The sequence below is a fragment of the Megasphaera paucivorans genome (assembly GCF_900103535.1).
GTDB lineage: Bacteria > Bacillota > Negativicutes > Veillonellales > Megasphaeraceae > Megasphaera_A > Megasphaera_A paucivorans.
In genome coordinates this window covers 62,413-83,910 of sequence record NZ_FNHQ01000013.1, presented here as the reverse complement: position 1 = coordinate 83,910, position 21,498 = coordinate 62,413, and the positions used below count along the sequence as shown (strand labels likewise).

The window sequence follows — 21,498 nt, the reverse complement described above, 5'->3', positions numbered from 1 at the left end:
CAGTTTTTCTTCCACTATAGCCGCGATAGTTTTATCATACTTGCCACGAGGTTTGGAATGGATTCTTCGCTTTTTATAGCATTGATGAGCCTCCTCTGCTATATAGATATCTTTTGTTGTGTTACGAACTAATTCCCGTTCGATACTCGAATGATGTCGTCCTGTCTGTATAGCAATTTGTCTAGTTGAATAACCAAGAGTATGAAGTGCTTGTATACGCGCACGGTCAAACATGCTAAAATGGTGGTAGCTCATAAGATAACCTCCGTTTAATGGTGTGTGGTAACTTCATTTTACACGAGGTCAGCTCTATGAGCTATTTTTATTACTTGTCGCACTTCATTTTACAATTCAAGATATAAAAAATCCAATATCTAAATGGAATGCTCTCTTTATGCTATTCTAAAAAATCATTAGATCAGCTGCAATAGACTGACCCATTTTTATACGAATTTCATGAACGACTCAGCTTCTCTTTTAAGAGCAAAATATGATCCTCAATGAGAGAAATAACCGCTTTAAACTCTTCGTCGCTTTTTCCGGTGGGATCGTCCAGTTCCCAGTTTTCGCGGTACTTGCAGGGAAGATACGGGCATACCACATTACAGCCCATGGTAATGACCCTATCCACGGGCGGGATATCTCCCAATACTTTTGATCGTTGTGTTTTCTCCATATCAATACCATAAAGCTCTTTTACCAGCCGCACGGCATCTTGATTGATTTGCGGTTTTATTTCTGTGCCTGCAGAATAACTTTCAAATACATCGGCGGCATAGTATTTCCCCAGCGCCTCTGCAATCTGACTGCGGCAGGAATTGTGGACACAAATAAAGGCAACTTTTATTTTTTCTGACATGAACACTCAACTCCTAACTGCTGGAAGCATAATATTTTCGTTTTATATATAAAACCGCGTTCACCAAGGCAATCATGACCGGAACTTCTACTAAAGGCCCGATAACCGCGGTAAACGCTTGATCCGAGGCAATCCCAAACACCGGGCCAACCCAATAATGATGAGTCCCACCGCAAATCCGGGCATATCGCTCAAAAACAGTACGGCTAATCCAAACATCAAGATCGGTCCCATGACCCAGTTTTGAAAATATGTATTTTTTTAGTATACGTAATGAATTGTATTGTAGCCGGTTTGTGGAATGTATCTGATTTTTCCAAAACGCTTGCTTCCTTATTGAAAGTATAGCGGTGCGGTATTAAGTTACAAAACGCCAAACAAATCATGTACTTCTTTTTGATCTATGATGCGCGAACTTTTATTAGCAGCATGCTTCAACATGCTTTCAATACGATCTTCCACAGCGGCATCGATAAATTCGTCGACATGAATACCTCGCAGTTTAAAAAAATAGAAAGGATTCTCATCAAGACGAACGCCAACAGCATACATAACTGCCGCCACATGCTTACACATATAGGCCCAATCTGGGCAGGAACAATCAAAAAAGATATCCGATGGCTTAGGAAATAATCCATCGGTACCGGTAAAAATATGTTGCAGCTCTTCTGGAAATTCTCCGGCAGCCAAATCTTCCAGACTTTTTATTTTTCTGACACATTGCTGCTGAATTTTCTTAGCAGCCTTTTCCGTAAGCGGGTTGATACGAATTTCAACCTGATACGGACGCTGCCGGCTTCCCTGTACCTTGGCTAGGATATGACTGGCTTCTATTTTGAGATCCAGCACGGCACCGGCACGGACATAGCGTTTTCCGCGGCCGATCCGGCTGGTATAATCAGCATACTGTTCTAAATTACGGCACCAGGCAATGCCCCACCAACGTTGACAAATTTTAGTTCCTGCCACACAGACCGGCTCATATTTCTGTCCGCACTTGCCAGCTTTCATCACACTTGTTTCCGCCTTTCGACGCAGTTCCTCCGCCGAAGGCTGCGTATAAGAAGGATACATATTTTTATAGTAATTACTCATGGTCTGCCTCCTAGAAAGTAAGCCGCATCATATTCAACAACTCCATGTCATCCAGTTCTGTAATCCATTTCCCCGTTCCTCTTCCCAGAACGTGCTCAGCCAACTCATTCTTACCAGAAAGGATCGTATCGATTTTTTCTTCGATCGTCCCCGCGGCAACCAATTTGTGAACCATAACATCCTTTTTTTGTCCGATGCGGTACACCCGATCCGTTGCCTGATTTTCTACAGCCGGATTCCACCACCGGTCAAAGTGAATAACATGATTAGCGGCTGCCAAATTGAGCCCGGTGCCTGCCGCCTTTACCGATAAGACCATAAAAGGAACATATGCGCTGCCGTTAAAAGCATCTACTATCTCGGTGCGTTTTTTGACACGTGTCCCCCCGTGAATAACAAACCCGGTGCGACCGAAAACCTTCTCCAAATAGTGCGCCAGATATTCCGTTATTTCCCGATACTGTGTAAAAACAAGCACACGCTCGCGCTTTTCAGATATAGTTTGACAGAGCTCTCGCAGCATCTCAAATTTACCGCTGTCTGTCGGCGTAAAATCTGACTGCCCCAGAAATTGATCCGGGTGGTTGCAAATCTGTTTGAGTTTAGTAATAGTAGCCAGTACCAACCCTCGCCGTTCCATACCGTCTGTACCGCTTAATTTTTCTTCCAGATCCGCGACCTGTTTGCGGTACAAAATGACCTGTTTTTTCGTAAGCTGAATATAATCGACCTGCTCCAATTTTTCAGGAAGATCTCGAATAACCGTCTTGTCTGTTTTCAAACGGCGCAGAATAAATGGCGACACCATATGCTTTAGCCTGCCGTATCCCTCAGGATGATCCGACAATGTTCCGGCAAACCGCTTGAATTCAGCTGCCGTTCCCAACAGTCCTTGATTCAGAAAGTCAAAGAGCGACCAAAGATTCGTCAAGTCATTTTCGATGGGTGTCCCTGTCATCGCGATTCGCTGCACTGCCTGTATTTTCTTGATCGTTTTTGTCTGCTGTGCCGCCGGATTTTTGATAGCCTGCGCTTCATCGAGTATCAGGCAAGTCCATGCCATCTGCTGCAAAACAGGCAGACGAGCAGCCATGCCATACGTCGTGATCGTCAGGAATTTTTGTTTTTTTGCAAGCATCTCCGTAAGTGTTGCGGCTGTATGCCCATGCAAAATAGTAAACGAAAGATCGGGGGTAAATCTTTCGATTTCTTTTTCCCAATTTCCCAACAAGGATGCGGGTACGATCAACAGGACCGCAGCCTGCTTATCTTTCCGGCGTATTGTTTCCAGATAGGCAAGGACTTGAAGCGTTTTCCCCAAGCCCATGTCATCTGCCAAGCACATACCAAACCCAAGTTTTCCCATTGTCTGCAGCCATGTAAAACCGGTTTCCTGATACGGTCGCAAAACAGCATGCACCGTTGCCGGCACCTTCATCATACGAATGGTTTCAGGACTGTGCAGCTGCCGGATGAAACGTTGCAGCCAACTTCCGTTTGTAATCAGCGGTCCGTTATCAGGATCTGCCACATTTTTTTCTATGCCGGACTGCAAACGCAGTGCTTCCCGCAGCGATACTTCACCTTGGTATTGATCCATCTCCGTCAATAGTTCCCGCAGCTTCTGATGGTCGACCTCCACCCATTTCCCTTTAAGCAAAGCCAATCCTTCCGTCTGTGCCAGAAGTTTCTTGATTTCCTGCTGCGTCAACATCTCACCATTCACCATCAACCCTGGCTGCATAGATAGGAGCGTATCAAAACCAAGGATCGGCGTTTTTTTCTCACCTAGCTGAACCGTCAGCGAAACAGCCGTATCTCTCCGTTTCCACCAATTGGGGATACGGCATAAAATTCCGGCTTCTTCAATATCTTCAACATGTTTCAAAAAATCATACGCCTCATCGGCTCGTAACCGCAGGGGATGGAACATCTCACCAGATTTTACAAAATCTGCGATCAAAGAGGATACCTCCGCCGCTTTATCCAGACAGGCAAGAAGTGTCAACAAGGTCTGTCGCCGATCCTTGAATTCCGTCAGGGCAAACTGCAGCGGCATATGACGCACACGGTCGCTGGAATCGCGGGTAGCATACGTCGCCAGGAACGCAAAAGGAAAGTCATCATCATGTCGATTTTCCACCAAATGGAAAAATATCCGCTCTGGTACACGCAGATTCTGACTTCGTTCCGCCAAATACAGGGATACTGTACCTTGATACTCGGCTATATCCCGGGAAAATTCCTGCTGCAGACAAAGAAAAGCATGGCGCAGCCAAGCTGCGTCTATATATTCCGTCCCCAGTGCATATGGCACTGTCTGCAGCAATGCCCTGCACTGATCATCAGATAAACTGACCGCAGCCCGCCCGCGCACAAGTTCCAATTCCGGCAGGCGTGTCAGTTGTTCAAGAAATGCCGCGGCAAGATGACGCAGAAAAACAAAGGAAGGACTTTCCTCTTCACCTACTTCGGCAAATCCCAATCGATACAGGGCCTTGGCAGCATCCTGACGAAACAAGTCCCTCCATTGGCCGGTTTTATCATCAAATATTTGATTTTCATCATCCAGATAAAAAAAATCCGCAGTAAAAATAAATTGCAGCCCGTTTTTCTTTGTCATGCTTCCTGCCACCTCATACTTAGGTTTTTATACATCGAATAACGCAATGCATCATTTCACAATTCTGTTCCATATAATACGCTCCGGCCCTGTACCTCCCATTGCCTCTTGTCCTTTCCTATCATAGCCTTCTTGCCAAGAAGGCTATCGCTTCTTTTTCCCGTAACGGTTTGCTATACAAATATCCCTGAATAATATCACATCGCTTATCCCGCAGAAAAGCCAATTGCTGTTCCGTTTCCACACCTTCTGCGACTATTTTTTTATCTAAAAAATGCACCATCTGTATAATGGATGCGACAAGCTGTTCCTCCTTATACGTAGTACCTATTTTATCAATGAATGATTTATCTATTTTTATCGTGTCAAAAGGCAATTGATTCAAGAGCGTCAACGAAGAATATCCCGTGCCAAAATCATCCATCGCTAAATGTATGCCCGCGGTCGTAATTTGTTCTAATTTATCAACAACTTTTTCCATAGACAAAAAGCTGGTCATGCAAGCATCTTCCGTGATCTCAATGCCGATATTAGTACTGGGAACTCCGGTTTCCTGTATGATCTGAAATATCATATCCACAAAATCATCCATTGCCAATTGTATGGGAGATACATTAATATGAATACATCCATTCCAGCCATAATCTAAAAGTGTACGCGCAAATTGACATGCCGTGGCAAATATCCACTTTCCTACTACATTTGTCAGACCGGCTTGTCCAATAAGCGGGATAAATTGGACAGGAGAAATTTCTGGATGGGCAGGACTGTTCCATCGTAGCAGCGCTTCAAATCCAACAACAGAATGATGGGCAATCTGCGGCTGAAATACTAAAAAAAACTCATTCTTATCTAAGGCATCATATAAACTGCTAATTAATTCTATTTTTTTAATGCCGCCTTTTTCATTTCCGGCCCATATACTCTATATTGGCCTTTGCCTTCTGCTTTCGCCACATGCATCGCATCATCTACATTTTTAGAAATTTCTTCCGGTGTATCCCCATCCTTGGGATATTCCGCAACTCCAATGCTTGCCGTCAATCGAAGCGAAATACCTAATATATCTTTTTTTTCTTGTAATGCACAACGCAGTCGCTCGGCAATATCCCGTACTTGATTCTGCGTGTAGATTCCCGGTAAAACCGCAAAAAATTCATCCCCGCTAATCCGTGAAACAAACGCCTTCGGTCCTAATACATCCACAATGCACTGACTCGTCAATACAATGACCTGATCCCCATACCGATATCCATAGGCATTATTAATTACTTTCAAATTATCCGTATCTACAAAAAATATAATCCCCGACGTTTTTCCTTGTTTTACCAAACTCATTTCCTGTTGCAGCCACTTCACTAAAAACCGCCGGTTCGGCAATTGGGTCAAATGATCATAATACGCCATGTGTTCGATTTTCTTTTCATACTGTTTCCGCTCTTCTTCCATCTCTATTTGTGCTGTAATATCCCGAGAAAATCCATAAATCTCCTTATGATTCTCTACCTGTTGGACAGAAAGCCCCTGCGTCCATATATGCCGGATCGTCCCATCACTTCGGACGATCCGGTACTGTGCCTCCGCCGCCTTCATATCTTCCAGCAGCATGTTCGTTTTGAGTCGCTGCACTTTTTCTCTTTCATCAGAATACACAAATTGTGCAATGTACTCCGAAAATGGAAGTATAATCGTACTGTATTCACTATCAATACCATAAATACGATACAAATTATCTCCTAACAGCAATTCATCCGTCTCAATATTATAAATCCACACCCCTGTTTCCGGAAAAGAAAAAAAAACCGAATTGCACTCCCAAATGAGCCGCGCATAGATAGCAATGACTTCCTCCAATAACGAAATCTCCGCCGCCGTTAATGCCATCCCCTCCGAAAAAAAAGCAATCCCGATGCTTCCGATCCACGTATCCGCATACTGAACCGGAAATACAGCCAAATATTGAATGGGATCAAAATTCAGATCCGCGATGCGATGAGGATATGTCCTATACGGAAAAAGGACAGTCGTCTTTCTTGTTTGCTGCACCTCTTGAAAAACAGGCTCTAACACAGTATCCATCAAATCATTTTCAAAAACACTGCCCCGCGTCTGTACATGATACGTAATTTCCTCCGGCCCCAGTATTCGTGCAAAACACTGCGCTGCGCTGCACGTTTCAACCAAAGCCGGAATATGCTGTTCTAATAAATCCTTTACGCTCTTACTAATTGCAGAATTAATGTAATGAATAGTTGTACATTTCATACGTTCATCGCCTCCATTACACTACAACCTTCACCATTAAAATGTATCGGCTATCGTCCCTCATGGAACATATATAATGTATACACATTATACCATACTGTATGTAATAATAATTACAAATATATTACATCCCATCCTCTATTTTATATTTTCAGCCAAACTCGCTGTACCGCCACAGTCCCCATACGTCACAAATAAAACAAAAAAGCATCCAGTATTCTGCCATATACATATACTCACATAGCAACAATATCAGATGCATTAGTGCTAGCATAAAAATAGTACAAGCCAAAATGAGAAAATCCTATAAATGAAACCATGATACAATAGAAGTATCAGAAACGGGAGGAACTTATAATGGCGAAGCACTTTGATAAACAATTTAAACTGGATGCCGTCCAATATTATCATGATCACCGGGATCGGGGGTTGGTCGGTTGTGCCAAAAATCTCGGCATAAGCCAGCAAACCTTGTCCCGATGGCAAAAAGAATTACGAGATACGGGAGACATTACATGCCGTGGTTCTGGTAATTATGCATCAGATGAAGCAAAAGAAATGGCAGCACTGAAACGAAAATTGCACGATACAGAAGATGCGCTAGACGTCCTAAAAAAAGCCATCGGCATTCTGGGAAATTAACGGAAACTATGTATCGTGAAGTTTCCAACAAGGCAGCTACACCCAGAAAAAGGAAACGCCATGTTTCTGTCTCTGGAATGCTTGCTACGGATTCACAGTCACTGCGATTACATGTCGCCAGACGAATATGAAAATTTGTATCAGCAGTGTCAGAAAAAAAAACACCTTGATGGCAAGTTAAACCGAGGATACTTTTCTCATTTTATTTTGTACTAAATCTTGACATAGGACCACTATTGCTGCGTTCTGCACTAATACTCTTTTTACACAAACCAGAAGTTAGTATTCTCTCGATCTTTTTTAATTGCCGATTAATTTCTTTATCAGACATTCCCTTCTCCGGTAAATACGTTAAATCAATGTCTTCAGAAAAACGTTTGATAGATTCCGGATAACATTTACTTAGTGATGTTCCTCCTTTAAACACACATTGATCACGATAGGCACTTCTCGACAATTTTTCCAAAATCATGATAATAAGATAATCCCGACGAACGGCTGTTTCTGGTATTCCAATATAAGCACTGGTTAATCGTGATAATGCCTCAAAATTTTCCGCATCTTCATGTAGTTTCATTGATTCCCTCCACAACCGGTATGTTATATCGCGACGTGCTATTTAAATACCTTCCAAGATCATTGGGAACATGATAACTATCTAAAATAGTTTTCAAAAAAGCAACTGTCTTCTTTTTATATTTTTTAAACTGACAAATCTTATAAAATTGTCTTTCATTAAACTTTTTTACAGCATATTCACAATACTGCAAAAAAGATTGGGAATTTAAATCCTCAATATGTTGATATTGATCCAATATCTCTATGAACTCAAACGTTTCTGCCATGGAAAGATGATATTGTAAAGGTAATTTAATAATAACCGTATTATTAATTTTTCCTTTATCCCTGATACTTACATTTGAATAAATGATGTGTTTCTTAGCAACTTGAGTTGTCAAATTATATTTATTAAACAAATAATATCCACTCTGGATACCATATTGATTATTAACTCCCACAAAAAAATCAACAATCTCTGACTCACTGATAGGAAGTACGCCAAATCTAGTTTTCCGCGGCTTATAATACATTCCTTTACTAATGCGAACTATTTTTTTATTTAAACAAGCCCTTTCCAAAATTTTCAATATATTGGCAGTACTAACAGAAGAAAATTTTTGACTAATCTTTTCCACCAAAATAATCTTCTTTTCGGGTAATATATTAATATATGACAATACTTCCTTATTAGCAATCAACGTAAACACCTCCTTTACCTCATTATAAATAAAACATCACTTTTTGTCTAGTTTTTATTTTTTTTACTGGACAAAAAAGTGATGTGTGTTTTTATAAACCTGTTCGTAATCACACCAATACACTCTGCCGTCACAGGAGTACTCCTTCCTGTCATCCTGCATTGTCAACCAAAATGCTGAATATTCCGGTGTGAAATACCCCATGAATCCGGTCTATGGAAACCGCCATTCCGGCCAAATGGAAACCGGTATTCCGGAGCTGGAAACCGTTTAAATTGTTCTTTATATTGTAGTCATGCGTTAGCAATAACGTAAATACAGTTAAGGAGGTCATAATCATGACCAAGTATCGCGAGATATTAAGGTTGTCAAACCTTAATATCTCACAAGAAAACATTGCAACTAGTTGCGGTGTTTCTAAGAAAACGGTAAGCAAAGTGCTGAAAGCGAGTAAAGAACAGAATTTAAAATGGCCGCTAGTAAAAAAACTTACCGAAGAAGCCTTACTCTCAATGCTGTTCCCAAGTACAAGCCAGGCCATTAAAGTCTCAACCAAAAGGATGCCGGATTACGAACACATCCGCAAAGAACTGCTCCGAAACGGGGGTAATAAAAAGCTCCTGTGGACAGAGTATTTGGAAGCATGTCGCTTGTCCAGAGATGTGCCGCTTATGTATTCTCAGTTCTGTTATTACATTCAGCAAGATGAAATTAAGCGGCGAGCCTCCATGCATATCAACCGAAAACCAGGCGAACAAATTGAGGTAGATTGGGCGGGAGATACTGCCAGAATAATAGACCCAGATACGGGTGAAATCATAACTGCTTACGTATTTGTTGGCGTTATGACCTATAGTCAATATCCGTATGTAGAGGCCTTTATTAATCAAAAACAGGAATCATGGATTGCCGCTCATACGAATATGTATAAGTACTTTGGGGGAGTCACTAAAATTATTGTACCGGATAATTGTAAAACAGCTGTAATCCATAATAAAAATTGGTTCGACCAACAGATCAACACGGTTTACCATGAAATGGCAGAACATTACGGTACAGCCATCATACCCGCCAGGGTACGCGCGCCAAAGGATAAACCGAATGCAGAAGGTACTGTTGGTACAATTTCCACTTGGATACTTGCTGCATTAAGAGAGGTGGAATTTTTTTTCACTTGCTGAATTAAATCAAGCAATTCGAGAAAAACTTGAAGAATTTCGCCATAGGCCCTTCCAAAAAAAAGAGGGCAGCCGGTACGAAATCTTCCTCCACGAAGAACTGCCATTGCTGGCTCCATTACCTGCTACCCCGTATGAACTGGCGGAATGGAAACATGCCACCGTTCAGTTTAATTATCACATATCTTACGAAGGGATGCTATACTCAGTTCCCCACGAATATATTAAACATAAGGTTGAAGTTAGGGTAACAAGTAACGTTGTAGAGATTTTTTACAATCATACACGGATTGCCTCACACCGCAGATTATACGGACGCAAGGGGCAATATAGCACTATTACGGAACATATGCCACTGGATCATCAGAAATATCTTGAATGGAATGGTGACAGATTCCGCAATTGGGCTAAACGCATGGGAGATAGTACCTTTCATGTTGTCAATGCAATTCTTACCTCTGCTCGTGTAGAACAACAGTCATATCGTAGCTGTATGGGGGGCTTTTAAAGCTTGCGGATAAATATTCCGTAGACAGGCTTGAAAACGCCTGCAAAAAAGCGTTAAGTTACACCACAAATCCAAGTTGCAACAGCATAAAGAATATTTTAGCTGCCAAGGGCGATATGGTGAATGAAGAAGGCTATAAACAGCGTTGACTACTACACGAAATAAACATGCACTTATAAGAGGTGCAGACTATTACAGGAGGTAAAAGAAGATGACGAATCAAAGTACTATCGACAAATTAATTGAAATGCGGATGACATCCATGGCAGACGCATTTCACAACCAGTTAACCGACTCGAGAATGCAAGAGGTACCGTTTGAAGACCGTATAGCAATGTTGGTAGGTATTGAATATAGCAACCGTAAAAACAACAGCTTGAAACGGTTAATCAAAAATGCCGGATTTGACCAACCTGAAGCTTATCTTGAAGATATTAACTATACTTCAGGCCGTAAGCTTAATCGAGAAATTATTAGGCGCCTTGGTACTTGTGAGTACATCAATGAGCACCATACCATCTTCATAACCGGTGCAACCGGAAGCGGCAAAACGTATATGGCGTGTGCATTTGGCATGGAAGCTTGCAAACAACGCTATAAAACGAAATATATCCGCCTTCCCGACCTTCTTATAGACCTTGAGATGGCACGGAGTGAGGGCACATATAAAAAAGTACTTATGAAATATGCTAACCCTATTCTGCTTATCATTGATGAATGGCTGCTTTTGAAGCCGAAAGACTCTGAACAACAGGATATCTTAGAACTGTTGCACAGAAGGAGAAAAAAATCCTCAACCATCTTCTGTTCTCAATATCATCAAGATGGTTGGTATGATCAATTAGGTGGTGATGATAGCCCCTTAGCCGAGGCCATACTGGATAGAATAAAACATGAATCTTACAAGATTAACATCGTAGCATCTTCTCCGCAAGGTTATACATCTATGCGGGAAATATATGGTTTAAATCAAGACATCAGTGAGTAGATATATTAATTGACTAAGGTGTGGTTTCCTGGTTCCGGATTTGCGGTTTCCGCTTCACCGGAACCACGGTTTCCCCGCACCGGAATATACAAGCCGACGCCATCCTTGATCGTATCGTACACGATGCATATAAAATCAATATCGAAAGTACAGATCCATCAAAAGATATTTCAATGCGTGAAGTATATGTATTGGATCAATCTTTAAGCGAATAACTTTGGGGATAGTGGCTCAACAGTTCCGGTCATGCGGCTCACGCCGCACCGGAACGCTGGCTCTATCCGATCAGTATATTCACCACTCCCCTTTTAGCCTTCATATAGTCTCATTGCATTATTTCATATTAATTTAATCAGTATGCTTTTATTATAACATACGATTTTATTAGAACAATATTATACGACAAAAAAATACGAGCCGCCTCGCAACTCGCTTAGTACCACATAAAACTACTAATAATTTTTCCCTACAGCCGCTCTTCACACCATACACGGATTACAACCGCTTTTTCTTACAACGGCTCTTATCTCTTCCTAAAACCGCCCTTATCTTCCTCACGCCTACTGCCATTCCCAGCCCGATCCATACACCACACCAATCCAGCAGCATATCACTGATCTGGCATGACCTCCCGGGACTGAAACGCTGCAGCAGTTCATCGATTACTGCTACACATAATCCAATCAGTAACGTCACCCATACTTTTTTTTCGTTCAAGCCATTAAAGAAAGAACATGAAGTACATAAGACAAATCCTAACAGCGTAAACTCCGACAAATGAGCCACCTTTCGAAGCAACGCATCCAACACTCTCGTAGACACCGTACTCCTAATGTAGCTAATAGGGGCTGCATTAGATGAACTACTGCTAAACTGGCATACTCTAAATGCATAGCATCCTGTAAAGAATTATGCCATATGAACATAATGACAAAAAGTGCTATTATTCTTCCCATACATCGTTTCATATAGTTAACCGCCTATGTGTTTTCTAAAAATCTAACACCGCTGTGTTTGTCAACTTGAAAGTAAGCTACCGCTCGTTGTCAAGGTAGTTATCAGTAACCCCCTTGATGTATGTTTATCTATTTCAGCCAAATTTAGGCTGAATTTATAATTTAAAATATGAATCTTAAGCTCAGTTCAGAATTACGACTACTCAAACTATTTTTACTGCAAGTTCCGTTTCCGATGCCTGCGCCGGATTCAGGTATACTGCTTCCGGTAGTGTCCAGTCGCGGGTGTTTCTTCCATCCCAACGTTCCGGATGCCGATCTTTGACAAGTTCATACAGATTATGACGTTTAGCAAGAATGTCTTTCCCGTGACCTTCATGCAGATCTGTGGGATGAAGAAATTTTATTCCGAAATGGTGGTGTTCATATCTATACCATCTAACGAATCCTGCAACCCATCTACGTGCTTCTTCAAGTGATGTAAAACCATTTCCGGCCTGTATTTCAAAGTCTTGAAAATACTTTCGGCATATGCGTTATCATTGCTTACGCGCGGGCGGCTATTCGATGAGGTAATGTCGAGCTTGTAGAGTGTTTCCAGCATCGTAGCTCCTTTCATAGGCGTTCCATTGTCAGAATGAAGTACGAGCGGCTGGGTTGTTAGTCTGTTGTGTTTTAAGCAGATTCGGCGGATTAATTCACTGGCATGCTGTGTATCTTCTGTGGCCCAGACTTCCCAACCGACAATATCACGGTCATAGAGGTCGGAAAACAGGTAAAGGTAGTAGAACTGTCCTCTGATCGGACCGTTGAGATACGTAATATCCCACATCCAGACTTGATTCGGAGCCATTGCTGCATATGTGGCAAGCAGTCAATGATATGGTACGTCAGAGCACCCACGGTAATTCTGCATCTTTTCCTCATGAAGCACACGGTAGAATGTCGACTCCGATGCAATGAATCTGCCTTCATCCGCTAGTGCAGGGACAATTTCACAGGGAGACATGTCCGCGTATTCGGCTTTTTTAGTATGAGCAAAACCGCTGTTTCAGCCAATGCTTTTTCCTTATGGTCCAGTTCTTTTTGCAGCTGTTTATTGGTACGCGTGCAACCTTCAGTTCTTTATTCACTCGCGCTGCCTCTTCAGCAACACCCCCATTGGCATTCATGCAGGCATCTTTCCAAGCCTTGATCTGCTCGACATAGAAGCCTTTCTTTCTGGCATATTCAGCCAGTTCGGTTTCAGACATACTCGCTGTCTCTACGACGATCAGAAATTTATCCTGAGTGCTCCACCACCCATCAGACGTGGCACGGATACCTGGTGCAGCAATACCGTCTCTGGCCTTGTCTCTCCAGTTGCGCAGAGTTTGTTCCGAGATTCCTTCCTCTCGCGAAATTTTAGTGATTAACTCGTTGCCGGGAGGAAGCATTCTTCGCAGCAGAGAACCTTTAAGTTCATCACTGTATTGCATAATGAATGTCTTCTTTCTCTCTGTGATAATACTACCTCAAGAGTATTGGGAACTTACTGACAACTATTCTGACACACAGGGGGTTGGTGTGGGTCAATTTCTTTTCGGCTTTATGGGTCAATTATATCTCGGCGATGACAACTAAAAATATGCATCATCATGTGATCAAAAATCATGTGGATATCTTCTGCGATTTGCATATCATTTATAGGAACATGCATGGAATAGTTGGCTATCTTTTTAAGTTTACCTCCATCATATCCGGTTATTCCGACAATTTTTGTACCTATCTGCTTGGCATATTCAACGGCTTTCATAATATTTTTTGAATTGCCGCTGCCGGAAATGGCGACGATCAAGTCATCTGTACGCAATATCTTTTCCAATTGATAGGAAAAGACATCGTCATAACTGATATCATTCGCTATTGCCGATATAATGGGCATATTATCATTCAAACACTGCAATCTGAATTTTTTTGCGTGTCCGTCGGATATGCCTTTATTGAAATCACAAACCATGTGTGAAGCTGTAGCACTGCTGCCACCGTTTCCAAATACATAAATGACAGCTTCACGCTGCCATGCATCATATATGGCATTCATTGCAGAATTCAGTTCATTTATGTCCAGGTTCTTGATAACTTCCATTTCCCTTGTAAAATATTGCTGCATATCCGTTTTGAAATCTATCATCATCTCTATTCCTCCCAACAACCAGGACAGCTTAATATTTTCTATGTTGTTCCCAATGCCAAGCATCGTTAAGGATCGTTTCCAAATCACTGCGTTTAGGATCCCATCCTAACAATTCTTTCGCCTTAGCATTGGATGCCACCAATACCGCCGGATCTCCTGCACGACGACCGACAATATCATACGGTATCTTTTGTCCTAAAATTTTCTCAAAGGTGCGGATCAGATCCAAGACGCTGAAACCATCACTGCTCCCCAAATTAAAGTTTTCGCTGATATTATGTTCCATGATGTATTGGAGTCCCAGATAATGAGCTTCCGCTAAATCTTCTACATGTACATAATCGCGAACACAGCTGCCGTCCTTCGTAGCATAGTCATCCCCAAATACTTTCATTTTTTCACCTGTCATCGCTGCACGCATGACTAACGGGATTAAATGGGATTCCGGATTATGTGCCTCCCCAATCATGCCATCCGGTGCATCTCCGGCCGCATTAAAATATCGAAACGAGCAGGAATGAATGCCGTATGCTTTCTCATAATCAGCCAGTATCTCTTCCCCAATCAGCTTCGTCATCCCATATGGGTTGATAGGGTGCTGCGGATGTTTTTCGTCAATTGGAACATATTGCGGTTCCCCGAATGTCGCCGCCGAAGAAGAAAAGACAAAATACTTAATACCGCTTGCTACTGCTTCATCTAACAGAGCCAACATTTTAGCAACATTATTGTCATAATACCGCTGTGGGCGCGCTACCGAATCCGGCACAGACGCAAACGCAGCAAAATGAATAATACCGTCGAATGTATATTGGGAAAAAAGCTGTTTCATAAAAACCCGATCTCCATAATTTCCTTTCACAAATTCACCGGCAACGACAGCTGCCTTATGTCCGTCGCTCAAATCATCAAGTACAACTGTTTCAATTCCTTTATCCGCAAAAAGCCTGTTGCAATGACTGCCAATATACCCTGCACCACCTGTAATCAAAACTCTCATCCTATGTTTCCTCCTAAAATATAATCCACTGCTTCGTTTAGATCATGAAAATGATAATCCCCGTCAAAACATGTGCTACCAATGGAAATAGTTGTTATCCCATATTTTTTGCCTGCTTGAATATCACCAACACTATCACCGATCATAAAAGAATGTGTTTTATCAATATCATATTGCTGCTCTGCTTGAAGGAACAGACCTATATCCGGTTTTCGACAATGGCAGGTTCCTGATTCATGCGGGCATACAAAAATATCATCAATAACAGCTTGCTTCTCCATCAAAGAATGCCGCATATGACGATGGATGTCGTCTACATTCTCCACTGTCATCAATCCTCTGGCAACACCCCTCTGGTTCGTGACAACAAAGACATATATTCGTTTTTTGTTTAACTTTGCGATTGCAGTATCCACCTGTGGCAAAAATTGAAATTCACTCCATCGCTTAATATAATCATGGGGCGGCGCACATACATTGATGACCCCGTCCCTATCCAGAAACACGGCTGCTCTAGGCAAAATATACCACCCTGCTCCCGCGTTCGGCTATCCTAAAATCCAATTCCCGCAGTCCAACAGCGTTTCGAACAGCAGGCTGCTTTGCCTCGTCGCAGTACAACAGCAAAAAGCCGCCGCCACCGGCACCGAGAATCTTCCCTCCGGATGCTCCTGCTTCTAATGCCTGTTGATAAATTTCGTCTATATTTCCGTTGGATATGCCATTCGTGATAGACTTTTTCTTTTGCCAGCCTTGATGCAGTATTTCAGCAAATTTATCATTGAATCCTTCCTGATTTAAAATTGTTTTCAATGTACCGGCCTGATCACGCATGTAATTTAAGATATCCAATTTTGAAGCTGTATCCTGTGATTGTTTCTTCAGTATCCCATCAGCACTCCGTTTAATCCCTGTATAAAACATCATGAGTTTACGATTCATTTCCCGTTTCATGACATCCGTAATTTGGATTTTTTTCACGTTCCACAGAACCGTCCGAATTAAATCGAAAATAATTCATGCCGCCATATGCGGCCGCAAATTGATCCTGTTTGCCGATAGGATGCTTTAAAATATCAATTTCAACCCGACAGGCAAGTTCAGCCAATTCCTGTGCCGACTTCTGCTCACCGATATATGTATACAGCGCATTCAACAAGCCTACTGTAAAGCTGCTGGAAGAACCGAGCCCTGTGCCTGCCGGCACATCGGCAATCGACGTAATTTCGACTCCCCGTTCAACTCCTGTCATCTTCAAGCAGGCTTTCGCTATATCATGCTGAAGATCATCCACATGATCGACAATTTCTGTTTTTGAATAGCTCAATCGAATCGTATCATCAAACCGCTTATTGATGGTAATATAGATCGATTTATTGATAGCTGTACTGACAACAGCCCCATAATTCGTCTTATAATATGCTTCCAGATCTGTTCCCCCGCCGACAAAACTAATTCTGAACGGTGTTTGTGTAATGATCACGACTTCCACTCCTTCTGCACCAATGCATAGTTTTCCGGGGTACCAATATCCCTCAGATAACCTGTGATTTCATATCCATACATTTTACCTGCTAATAACGGTAAAACATCTGTACCGAAATCAATCACATGCTGATGCGGAAAATATGTAAAAATTTCCTTGCTGCAAACATAGATGCCTGCATTTGCCAAATTACTTTTCGGATGTTTCGGCTTTTCCTGAAATTCACATATTACTCCGTTATGATCCATTGCCGCGATCCCACAACCGCAAGGATTATTCGTGTGAAATAATCCCATTGTCAATAATGCACTTTTCTGCCGATGAAAACGAATAATGTCAGATAAATTTACATTTGTTAAATTATCGGCATAGCAGATCAAGAAATCTGCCGCATTTTTTACGAACTCTTTATTAGCAAGCACCGTACCACCGCTTCCCAGTAGCTCCGGTTCAAAAAATTCCACAATGTGAGTTGCAGTATGACATGCATTGTACTGAACCATATATTTTCTGACAGGCTCCGGCAAATAATGCGTGTTGACAAGGACTTCAGAAATAGCATGCTTTTCAAATAATTCCATCCACCATGATAACAACGGTTTGCCGGAAATCGGAGCCATGCATTTTGGGATTGTATCCGTTAACGGTTTCAGCCTCGTGCCATAACCGGCAGCTAAAAGAAATGCTTTCATCCATACACTCTCCTTCTTATAAACAACTACTTTGTCAACCAAATGCGACAAAAATGACCGTCCTCTCGTCTTTAATGCCATTTATTTTTTATTCTGCTGAGTATTTCCATAATAAACTTATCCTGCAAAAAAATCAAAACTGCACTATATACAACAGCTCCCGTGAAAACAGTGCTCAATAAATACCAACTGGGCGAAATGCTTTTGGGAATAAAATATAGTACGAAAAACATGATCATACCAGCAAAAAGATAGTTTTTCACACATAAAAAATATGTGCGAAACGGTAATTCCCTATGTGTCACCCAAAATTGATAACCGAACACACCAATCTCCGCAATAACAGAAGATACAGTCGAGCCAAATGACTCATAGTGTGGGATAAGCAGTACGTTTAAGAAAACGTTAATAACAGCCCCTATTGTTACAGAAATGGTTAATAAATGTTCTCTCCCTGTCGGGATCAAATACTGGCTTCCTATAATATTGCTTAACCCAATAGCTAAAAGAAGAAAACTGAAAACCTCCAATAGCAGAATAACCTCCTCAAATCCATGCCCGAAAAAAAACGGCACGAATATATCAGCTACTGAAAAAATACCTAAAATCATAGGGATAGATAAGCACCATACGACATTAAAACTATATCGTAAATTACGTAAAATACCTTGGTAATCTTTATTAGCATATAAAAAAGATATTCTTGGAGCCATGACAGTTCCTAGCGAAGTGACAAGAGTTAACAACACTAAGACAAGTTTATGCGCTTGATCATAAAATCCAACTTCTGCCGGTGAATGACTTAACACACCCAGCATGGTCTTATCCATAACTAAATAAACCGTCATGGCAATTTGCGGAATAAACAAACGAAATGAGCCAACCAAATGTTCACGGCAATGAATATCTGCAAAATGAACTTTGCAAATATATGTGGTCAACAAAGGAAGAATGGATGCGGTACTTAAAAAATTTGCCAATGTCATGCACAAAACATAAATAATAAAATCGTCGGATGTTTTAACAAATAAAAAGATAGCAATCGTAGCTAACGTTCTGATAAAAACATTCCGTACGGCTAAAACTTTAAAATTTTCAGTACCCTGAAAAAACCAATCTACATTACAGGAAACAGTAATAATTTCTATCGCAAGTATCAGATACAAATAGCTGTTTGAAAAATAAAAAGATATAAAGACAAGGTATACAATCAGCACGACCGCCGATAAAACAAATTTAACGATAAACAAGCCCCAAAACGTTGCGCTCAGTGTATATATATCCTGATTACGGGCGTAGGCTATGGTTCGCTGCCCGTAATTAGTCATCCCCAGAAAGGCAATCATGGTAAAATACGTGACAACAGACAATGCAAACGCATATTTTCCCAGGCCTTCGGCCCCAATTACTCGCGATAAATAAGGTACCGTAATGATCGGCAGGATTAAACTATATACTTGAAAAAGTATGTTATAAAAGTAGTTTTTTGATATACTCGCCATATTATCACTTAAAATCAATACTCATAAGAATTTCCACTGCATAATATTGCATCAGCATAATTCTTTTTCCGCAAGACGCAATGCCGATTGTATTACTTTATCCATATCATAATACTTATATTCTCCCAAGCGTCCACCAAATATAAGATTCTGCTCTTGCTTCGCTTTCATTAAATATTGCTGATACAGTTTTTGATTTTTTGTATTATTAATCGGATAATACGCTTCATCACCGCGTTTCCAAACGGCAGGATATTCCTTAGTAATATACGTTACAGGCTGCGTGCCAAATTCAAAATGCTTATGTTCGATAATCCGAGTATATGGTGTTTCACTGTCTGTATAGTTGACCGCTGCTACCCCTTGATAATTATCTATCTCATACCTCTCCGTTTCAAAACGAAGTCCGCGGTATTCAAGTTCTCCTAAGCCATAATCAAAATATTCATCTATGGTTCCTGTATAAACTATTTTGTCTGCCATAGACTTCCACGCTGTCTGATCTTGATTAAAATCACAATCCAGACGAACTTCTATTCCCTCCAGCAAATGATTGATCAATATATTATATCCGCCTATGGGTACGCCCTGATAACGATCATTGAAGTAATTGTTATCATACGTATAGCGTACCGGCAATCGTTTGATAATGAATGCCGGTAATTCAGTGCATTTTCTTCCCCACTGCTTTTCTGTGTACCCTTTAATCAGTTTTTCATAGATATCCATACCGACCAGACTGATAGCCTGTTCTTCCAAATTCCGAGGCTCATGAGTTATGATGGATCTCTGCGCTGCAATTCTTTCCACAGCCTCTTTAGGTGTCGTAACTCCCCACATTTCATAAAATGTGTTCATGTTGAAAGGAAGATTATACAGTTTTCCTTTATAATTAGCTAACGGGCTGTTTATGTAATGATTAAATTCTGCAAATTGATTTACATATTCCCAAACAGATCGATCACTGGTATGAAAAATATGACCGCCATAAAAATGAATATTAATGCCTTCCCTGTTTTGGCAGTATATATTCCCGCCTGCATGGGCTCTTCGCTCAACGACCAGACAATGTTTTCCTTTTGCAGCAACCTCATGTGCAAAAACAGCACCAAATAATCCACTGCCAACTATTAGATAATCATATTTTTTCATTATTATTTTACCTCTATTCGACTATTCGTCAATTTTAAAATTATTCTCTAACATAAGCCAACGCCTTGACCACGGCATCTTTCAAAAAGCCTCCATGTATTACTTTTTGCTGCAAATTTTTTTCATTTAACTGCAACGTATGATACTCTTTTTCTGAAATCTGATCCATAATCTGATTGATCTCACGTAAATCATTGATGCAATAACCAATCTTATATTGTTTGACAATAGAAGCAATCGCTGCATCGTTCCAAACAATAACTGGGATTCCGCTAGCAATATACAGCGAAAATTTATGCGGGTTATTGTATCTCATATAATTTCCCAACATTCCACCACATGTATCAGTCTGTGGACCATCCCACACCAATCCCAACCCGCCGTCGATCTTTAACGGCAACGTATCCGGTGGTTCTTGTCCTTTATAATGAACTTTATCAAATTGGGTACATTCAGCAGGAAAATCCATGCCATATAAATCTATATCATAATTGCGTTCCAGTGCAATCCAATCCCGTAAAAAAACCGATTTTCCCAAATTCCCGGCAAATACAATAGCCTTTTTATATTTTTTTTCTTCAATACGACTTTCTACTAAATAATCAAACAGATGAATATTAACAATATACGGAACAGTCATTCCTAATTGTACTAATTTCTTCGCCATCATTTCATTATGAATAATGACTACTTTAGCCAAATTTAATACATCGATATCTTTTTTTTCATCTGTCCCATATCGTATACTATCAACATCATGTACTAAAAATACAGTTTCGTTATTCTTATATAGAAAACTAATGTTATCACCTAACACGGCTGGGAATAAAGGAGGATAATGCATCAACAACACTTTATTCTTACATTTTCTAAACTCAAAAAAAGTTCGTACGGCATTAATACTCCTGATCAAATAATATTTAATATTTTTGTTATTTCCATTATTCAAATATAAATTGTTATCAACAGAATAATTATGTATGTAATTATGGCTAAATTGATCAAATACCGAATCGACATCTGCCCGTGCTTTATTTCCAGCATGATATGCTTTCACCTTATATATAGTTTTTACAATAAAAACACCTTGATTCTTATAACTACTCAAATTAACATC

Annotated in this window: 24 protein-coding genes and 1 pseudogene; 4 read left to right on the top strand and 21 right to left on the bottom strand. The window is 40.8% G+C overall.

Annotation, left to right across the window (positions count from 1 at the left end):
• The 7 genes and pseudogenes from BLR11_RS07520 to BLR11_RS07490 form a co-directional block, all read right to left on the bottom strand.
• The coding region (locus tag BLR11_RS07520) for a helix-turn-helix domain-containing protein (RefSeq protein WP_143006411.1) at positions 1-255 on the bottom strand (255 nt) is incomplete at its 3' end.
• A gap of 199 nt (positions 256-454) precedes the next feature.
• Positions 455-859 carry an arsenate reductase ArsC gene (locus BLR11_RS07515; RefSeq protein ID WP_091650194.1) on the bottom strand — a complete coding sequence of 135 codons (405 nt, stop codon included), beginning with the start codon at positions 857-859 and terminating at the stop codon, positions 455-457.
• Positions 860-949: 90 nt separating this feature from the next.
• Positions 950-1,102: pseudogene (locus BLR11_RS07510) on the bottom strand (hypothetical protein); the annotation flags it as partial.
• A 120-nt stretch (positions 1,103-1,222) separates the two neighbouring features.
• Positions 1,223-1,954, bottom strand: coding sequence for an SWIM zinc finger family protein (locus BLR11_RS07505; protein ID WP_091650189.1), 732 nt, complete (start codon positions 1,952-1,954; stop codon positions 1,223-1,225).
• Between the two features lie 10 nt (positions 1,955-1,964).
• Entirely contained in the window at positions 1,965-4,577 is a 2,613-nt protein-coding gene (locus tag BLR11_RS07500) for a DEAD/DEAH box helicase (protein WP_091650186.1), read from the bottom strand.
• Positions 4,578-4,698: 121 nt separating this feature from the next.
• The gene (locus BLR11_RS07495; protein ID WP_281240847.1) at positions 4,699-5,454 is read right to left on the bottom strand and encodes an EAL domain-containing protein; all 756 of its coding nucleotides are present in this window, start codon (positions 5,452-5,454) and stop codon (positions 4,699-4,701) included.
• Positions 5,455-5,459: 5 nt separating this feature from the next.
• Positions 5,460-6,842: a sensor domain-containing diguanylate cyclase gene (locus BLR11_RS07490; RefSeq protein WP_091650181.1), complete on the bottom strand. Its 1,383-nt coding sequence runs from the start codon at positions 6,840-6,842 to the stop codon at positions 5,460-5,462.
• A gap of 357 nt (positions 6,843-7,199) precedes the next feature.
• On the opposite strand from BLR11_RS07490, the gene BLR11_RS07485 reads away from it, so the two are divergent.
• Positions 7,200-7,484, top strand: a complete 285-nt coding sequence (locus BLR11_RS07485) for a transposase (protein WP_091650179.1) — start codon at positions 7,200-7,202, stop codon at positions 7,482-7,484.
• 202 nt (positions 7,485-7,686) lie between these two features.
• On the opposite strand, the gene BLR11_RS07480 is transcribed toward BLR11_RS07485, so the two are convergent.
• Positions 7,687-8,061, bottom strand: coding sequence for a nucleotidyl transferase AbiEii/AbiGii toxin family protein (locus BLR11_RS07480; RefSeq protein ID WP_091650177.1), 375 nt, complete (start codon positions 8,059-8,061; stop codon positions 7,687-7,689).
• Positions 8,048-8,743, bottom strand: a complete 696-nt coding sequence (locus BLR11_RS07475) for a DUF6088 family protein (RefSeq protein ID WP_091650174.1) — start codon at positions 8,741-8,743, stop codon at positions 8,048-8,050. The genes BLR11_RS07480 and BLR11_RS07475 overlap by 14 nt, the downstream gene beginning before the upstream one ends.
• 338 nt (positions 8,744-9,081) lie before the next feature.
• On the opposite strand from BLR11_RS07475, the gene istA reads away from it, so the two are divergent.
• The 3 genes from istA to istB all read left to right on the top strand — a co-directional run bounded on the left by istA (position 9,082) and on the right by istB (position 11,417).
• Positions 9,082-9,924, top strand: a complete 843-nt coding sequence (istA, locus tag BLR11_RS14340; protein ID WP_218118744.1) for an IS21 family transposase — start codon at positions 9,082-9,084, stop codon at positions 9,922-9,924.
• Positions 9,925-10,027: 103 nt separating this feature from the next.
• Positions 10,028-10,429, top strand: a complete 402-nt coding sequence (locus BLR11_RS14335) for a Mu transposase domain-containing protein (RefSeq protein WP_218118743.1) — start codon at positions 10,028-10,030, stop codon at positions 10,427-10,429.
• Positions 10,430-10,640: 211 nt separating this feature from the next.
• Positions 10,641-11,417, top strand: coding sequence for an IS21-like element helper ATPase IstB (gene istB / locus BLR11_RS07465; RefSeq protein ID WP_091650172.1), 777 nt, complete (start codon positions 10,641-10,643; stop codon positions 11,415-11,417).
• A 495-nt stretch (positions 11,418-11,912) separates the two neighbouring features.
• On the opposite strand, the gene BLR11_RS07460 is transcribed toward istB, so the two are convergent.
• The 12 genes from BLR11_RS07460 to BLR11_RS07415 form a co-directional block, all read right to left on the bottom strand.
• Positions 11,913-12,260: a VanZ family protein gene (locus BLR11_RS07460; protein ID WP_091650170.1), complete on the bottom strand. Its 348-nt coding sequence runs from the start codon at positions 12,258-12,260 to the stop codon at positions 11,913-11,915.
• Positions 12,261-12,776: 516 nt separating this feature from the next.
• Positions 12,777-13,226 (bottom strand): DDE-type integrase/transposase/recombinase, encoded by a 450-nt coding sequence (locus tag BLR11_RS14735; RefSeq protein WP_425433752.1) that lies wholly within the window; start codon positions 13,224-13,226, stop codon positions 12,777-12,779.
• A gap of 175 nt (positions 13,227-13,401) precedes the next feature.
• Positions 13,402-13,851: a transposase gene (locus tag BLR11_RS14730; protein ID WP_425433751.1), complete on the bottom strand. Its 450-nt coding sequence runs from the start codon at positions 13,849-13,851 to the stop codon at positions 13,402-13,404.
• A gap of 110 nt (positions 13,852-13,961) precedes the next feature.
• On the bottom strand, positions 13,962-14,549 hold the full coding sequence (locus BLR11_RS07450) for an SIS domain-containing protein (RefSeq protein ID WP_218118742.1): 588 nt from the start codon (positions 14,547-14,549) through the stop codon (positions 13,962-13,964).
• A gap of 28 nt (positions 14,550-14,577) precedes the next feature.
• On the bottom strand, positions 14,578-15,549 hold the full coding sequence (galE, locus tag BLR11_RS07445) for a UDP-glucose 4-epimerase GalE (protein ID WP_091650167.1): 972 nt from the start codon (positions 15,547-15,549) through the stop codon (positions 14,578-14,580).
• Positions 15,546-16,070 (bottom strand): D-glycero-alpha-D-manno-heptose-1,7-bisphosphate 7-phosphatase, encoded by a 525-nt coding sequence (locus BLR11_RS07440; RefSeq protein WP_245675114.1) that lies wholly within the window; start codon positions 16,068-16,070, stop codon positions 15,546-15,548. The genes galE and BLR11_RS07440 overlap by 4 nt, the downstream gene beginning before the upstream one ends.
• On the bottom strand, positions 16,063-16,530 hold the full coding sequence (locus BLR11_RS14330) for a hypothetical protein (RefSeq protein WP_218118741.1): 468 nt from the start codon (positions 16,528-16,530) through the stop codon (positions 16,063-16,065). The genes BLR11_RS07440 and BLR11_RS14330 overlap by 8 nt, the downstream gene beginning before the upstream one ends.
• Positions 16,481-17,032 carry a GHMP family kinase ATP-binding protein gene (locus BLR11_RS14325; RefSeq protein WP_218118740.1) on the bottom strand — a complete coding sequence of 184 codons (552 nt, stop codon included), beginning with the start codon at positions 17,030-17,032 and terminating at the stop codon, positions 16,481-16,483. Before BLR11_RS14325 ends, BLR11_RS14330 begins: the two co-directional genes overlap by 50 nt.
• Entirely contained in the window at positions 17,029-17,727 is a 699-nt protein-coding gene (locus tag BLR11_RS07430; protein ID WP_091650160.1) for a nucleotidyltransferase family protein, read from the bottom strand. The genes BLR11_RS14325 and BLR11_RS07430 overlap by 4 nt, the downstream gene beginning before the upstream one ends.
• Before the next feature lie 71 nt (positions 17,728-17,798).
• On the bottom strand, positions 17,799-19,229 hold the full coding sequence (locus BLR11_RS07425) for a flippase (RefSeq protein ID WP_091650157.1): 1,431 nt from the start codon (positions 19,227-19,229) through the stop codon (positions 17,799-17,801).
• 51 nt (positions 19,230-19,280) lie between these two features.
• Positions 19,281-20,381 (bottom strand): UDP-galactopyranose mutase, encoded by a 1,101-nt coding sequence (gene glf, locus BLR11_RS07420; RefSeq protein WP_091650155.1) that lies wholly within the window; start codon positions 20,379-20,381, stop codon positions 19,281-19,283.
• A 40-nt stretch (positions 20,382-20,421) separates the two neighbouring features.
• Positions 20,422-21,489, bottom strand: coding sequence for a glycosyltransferase (locus BLR11_RS07415; protein WP_091650152.1), 1,068 nt, complete (start codon positions 21,487-21,489; stop codon positions 20,422-20,424).
• Between the last annotated feature and the right edge of the window lie 9 nt (positions 21,490-21,498).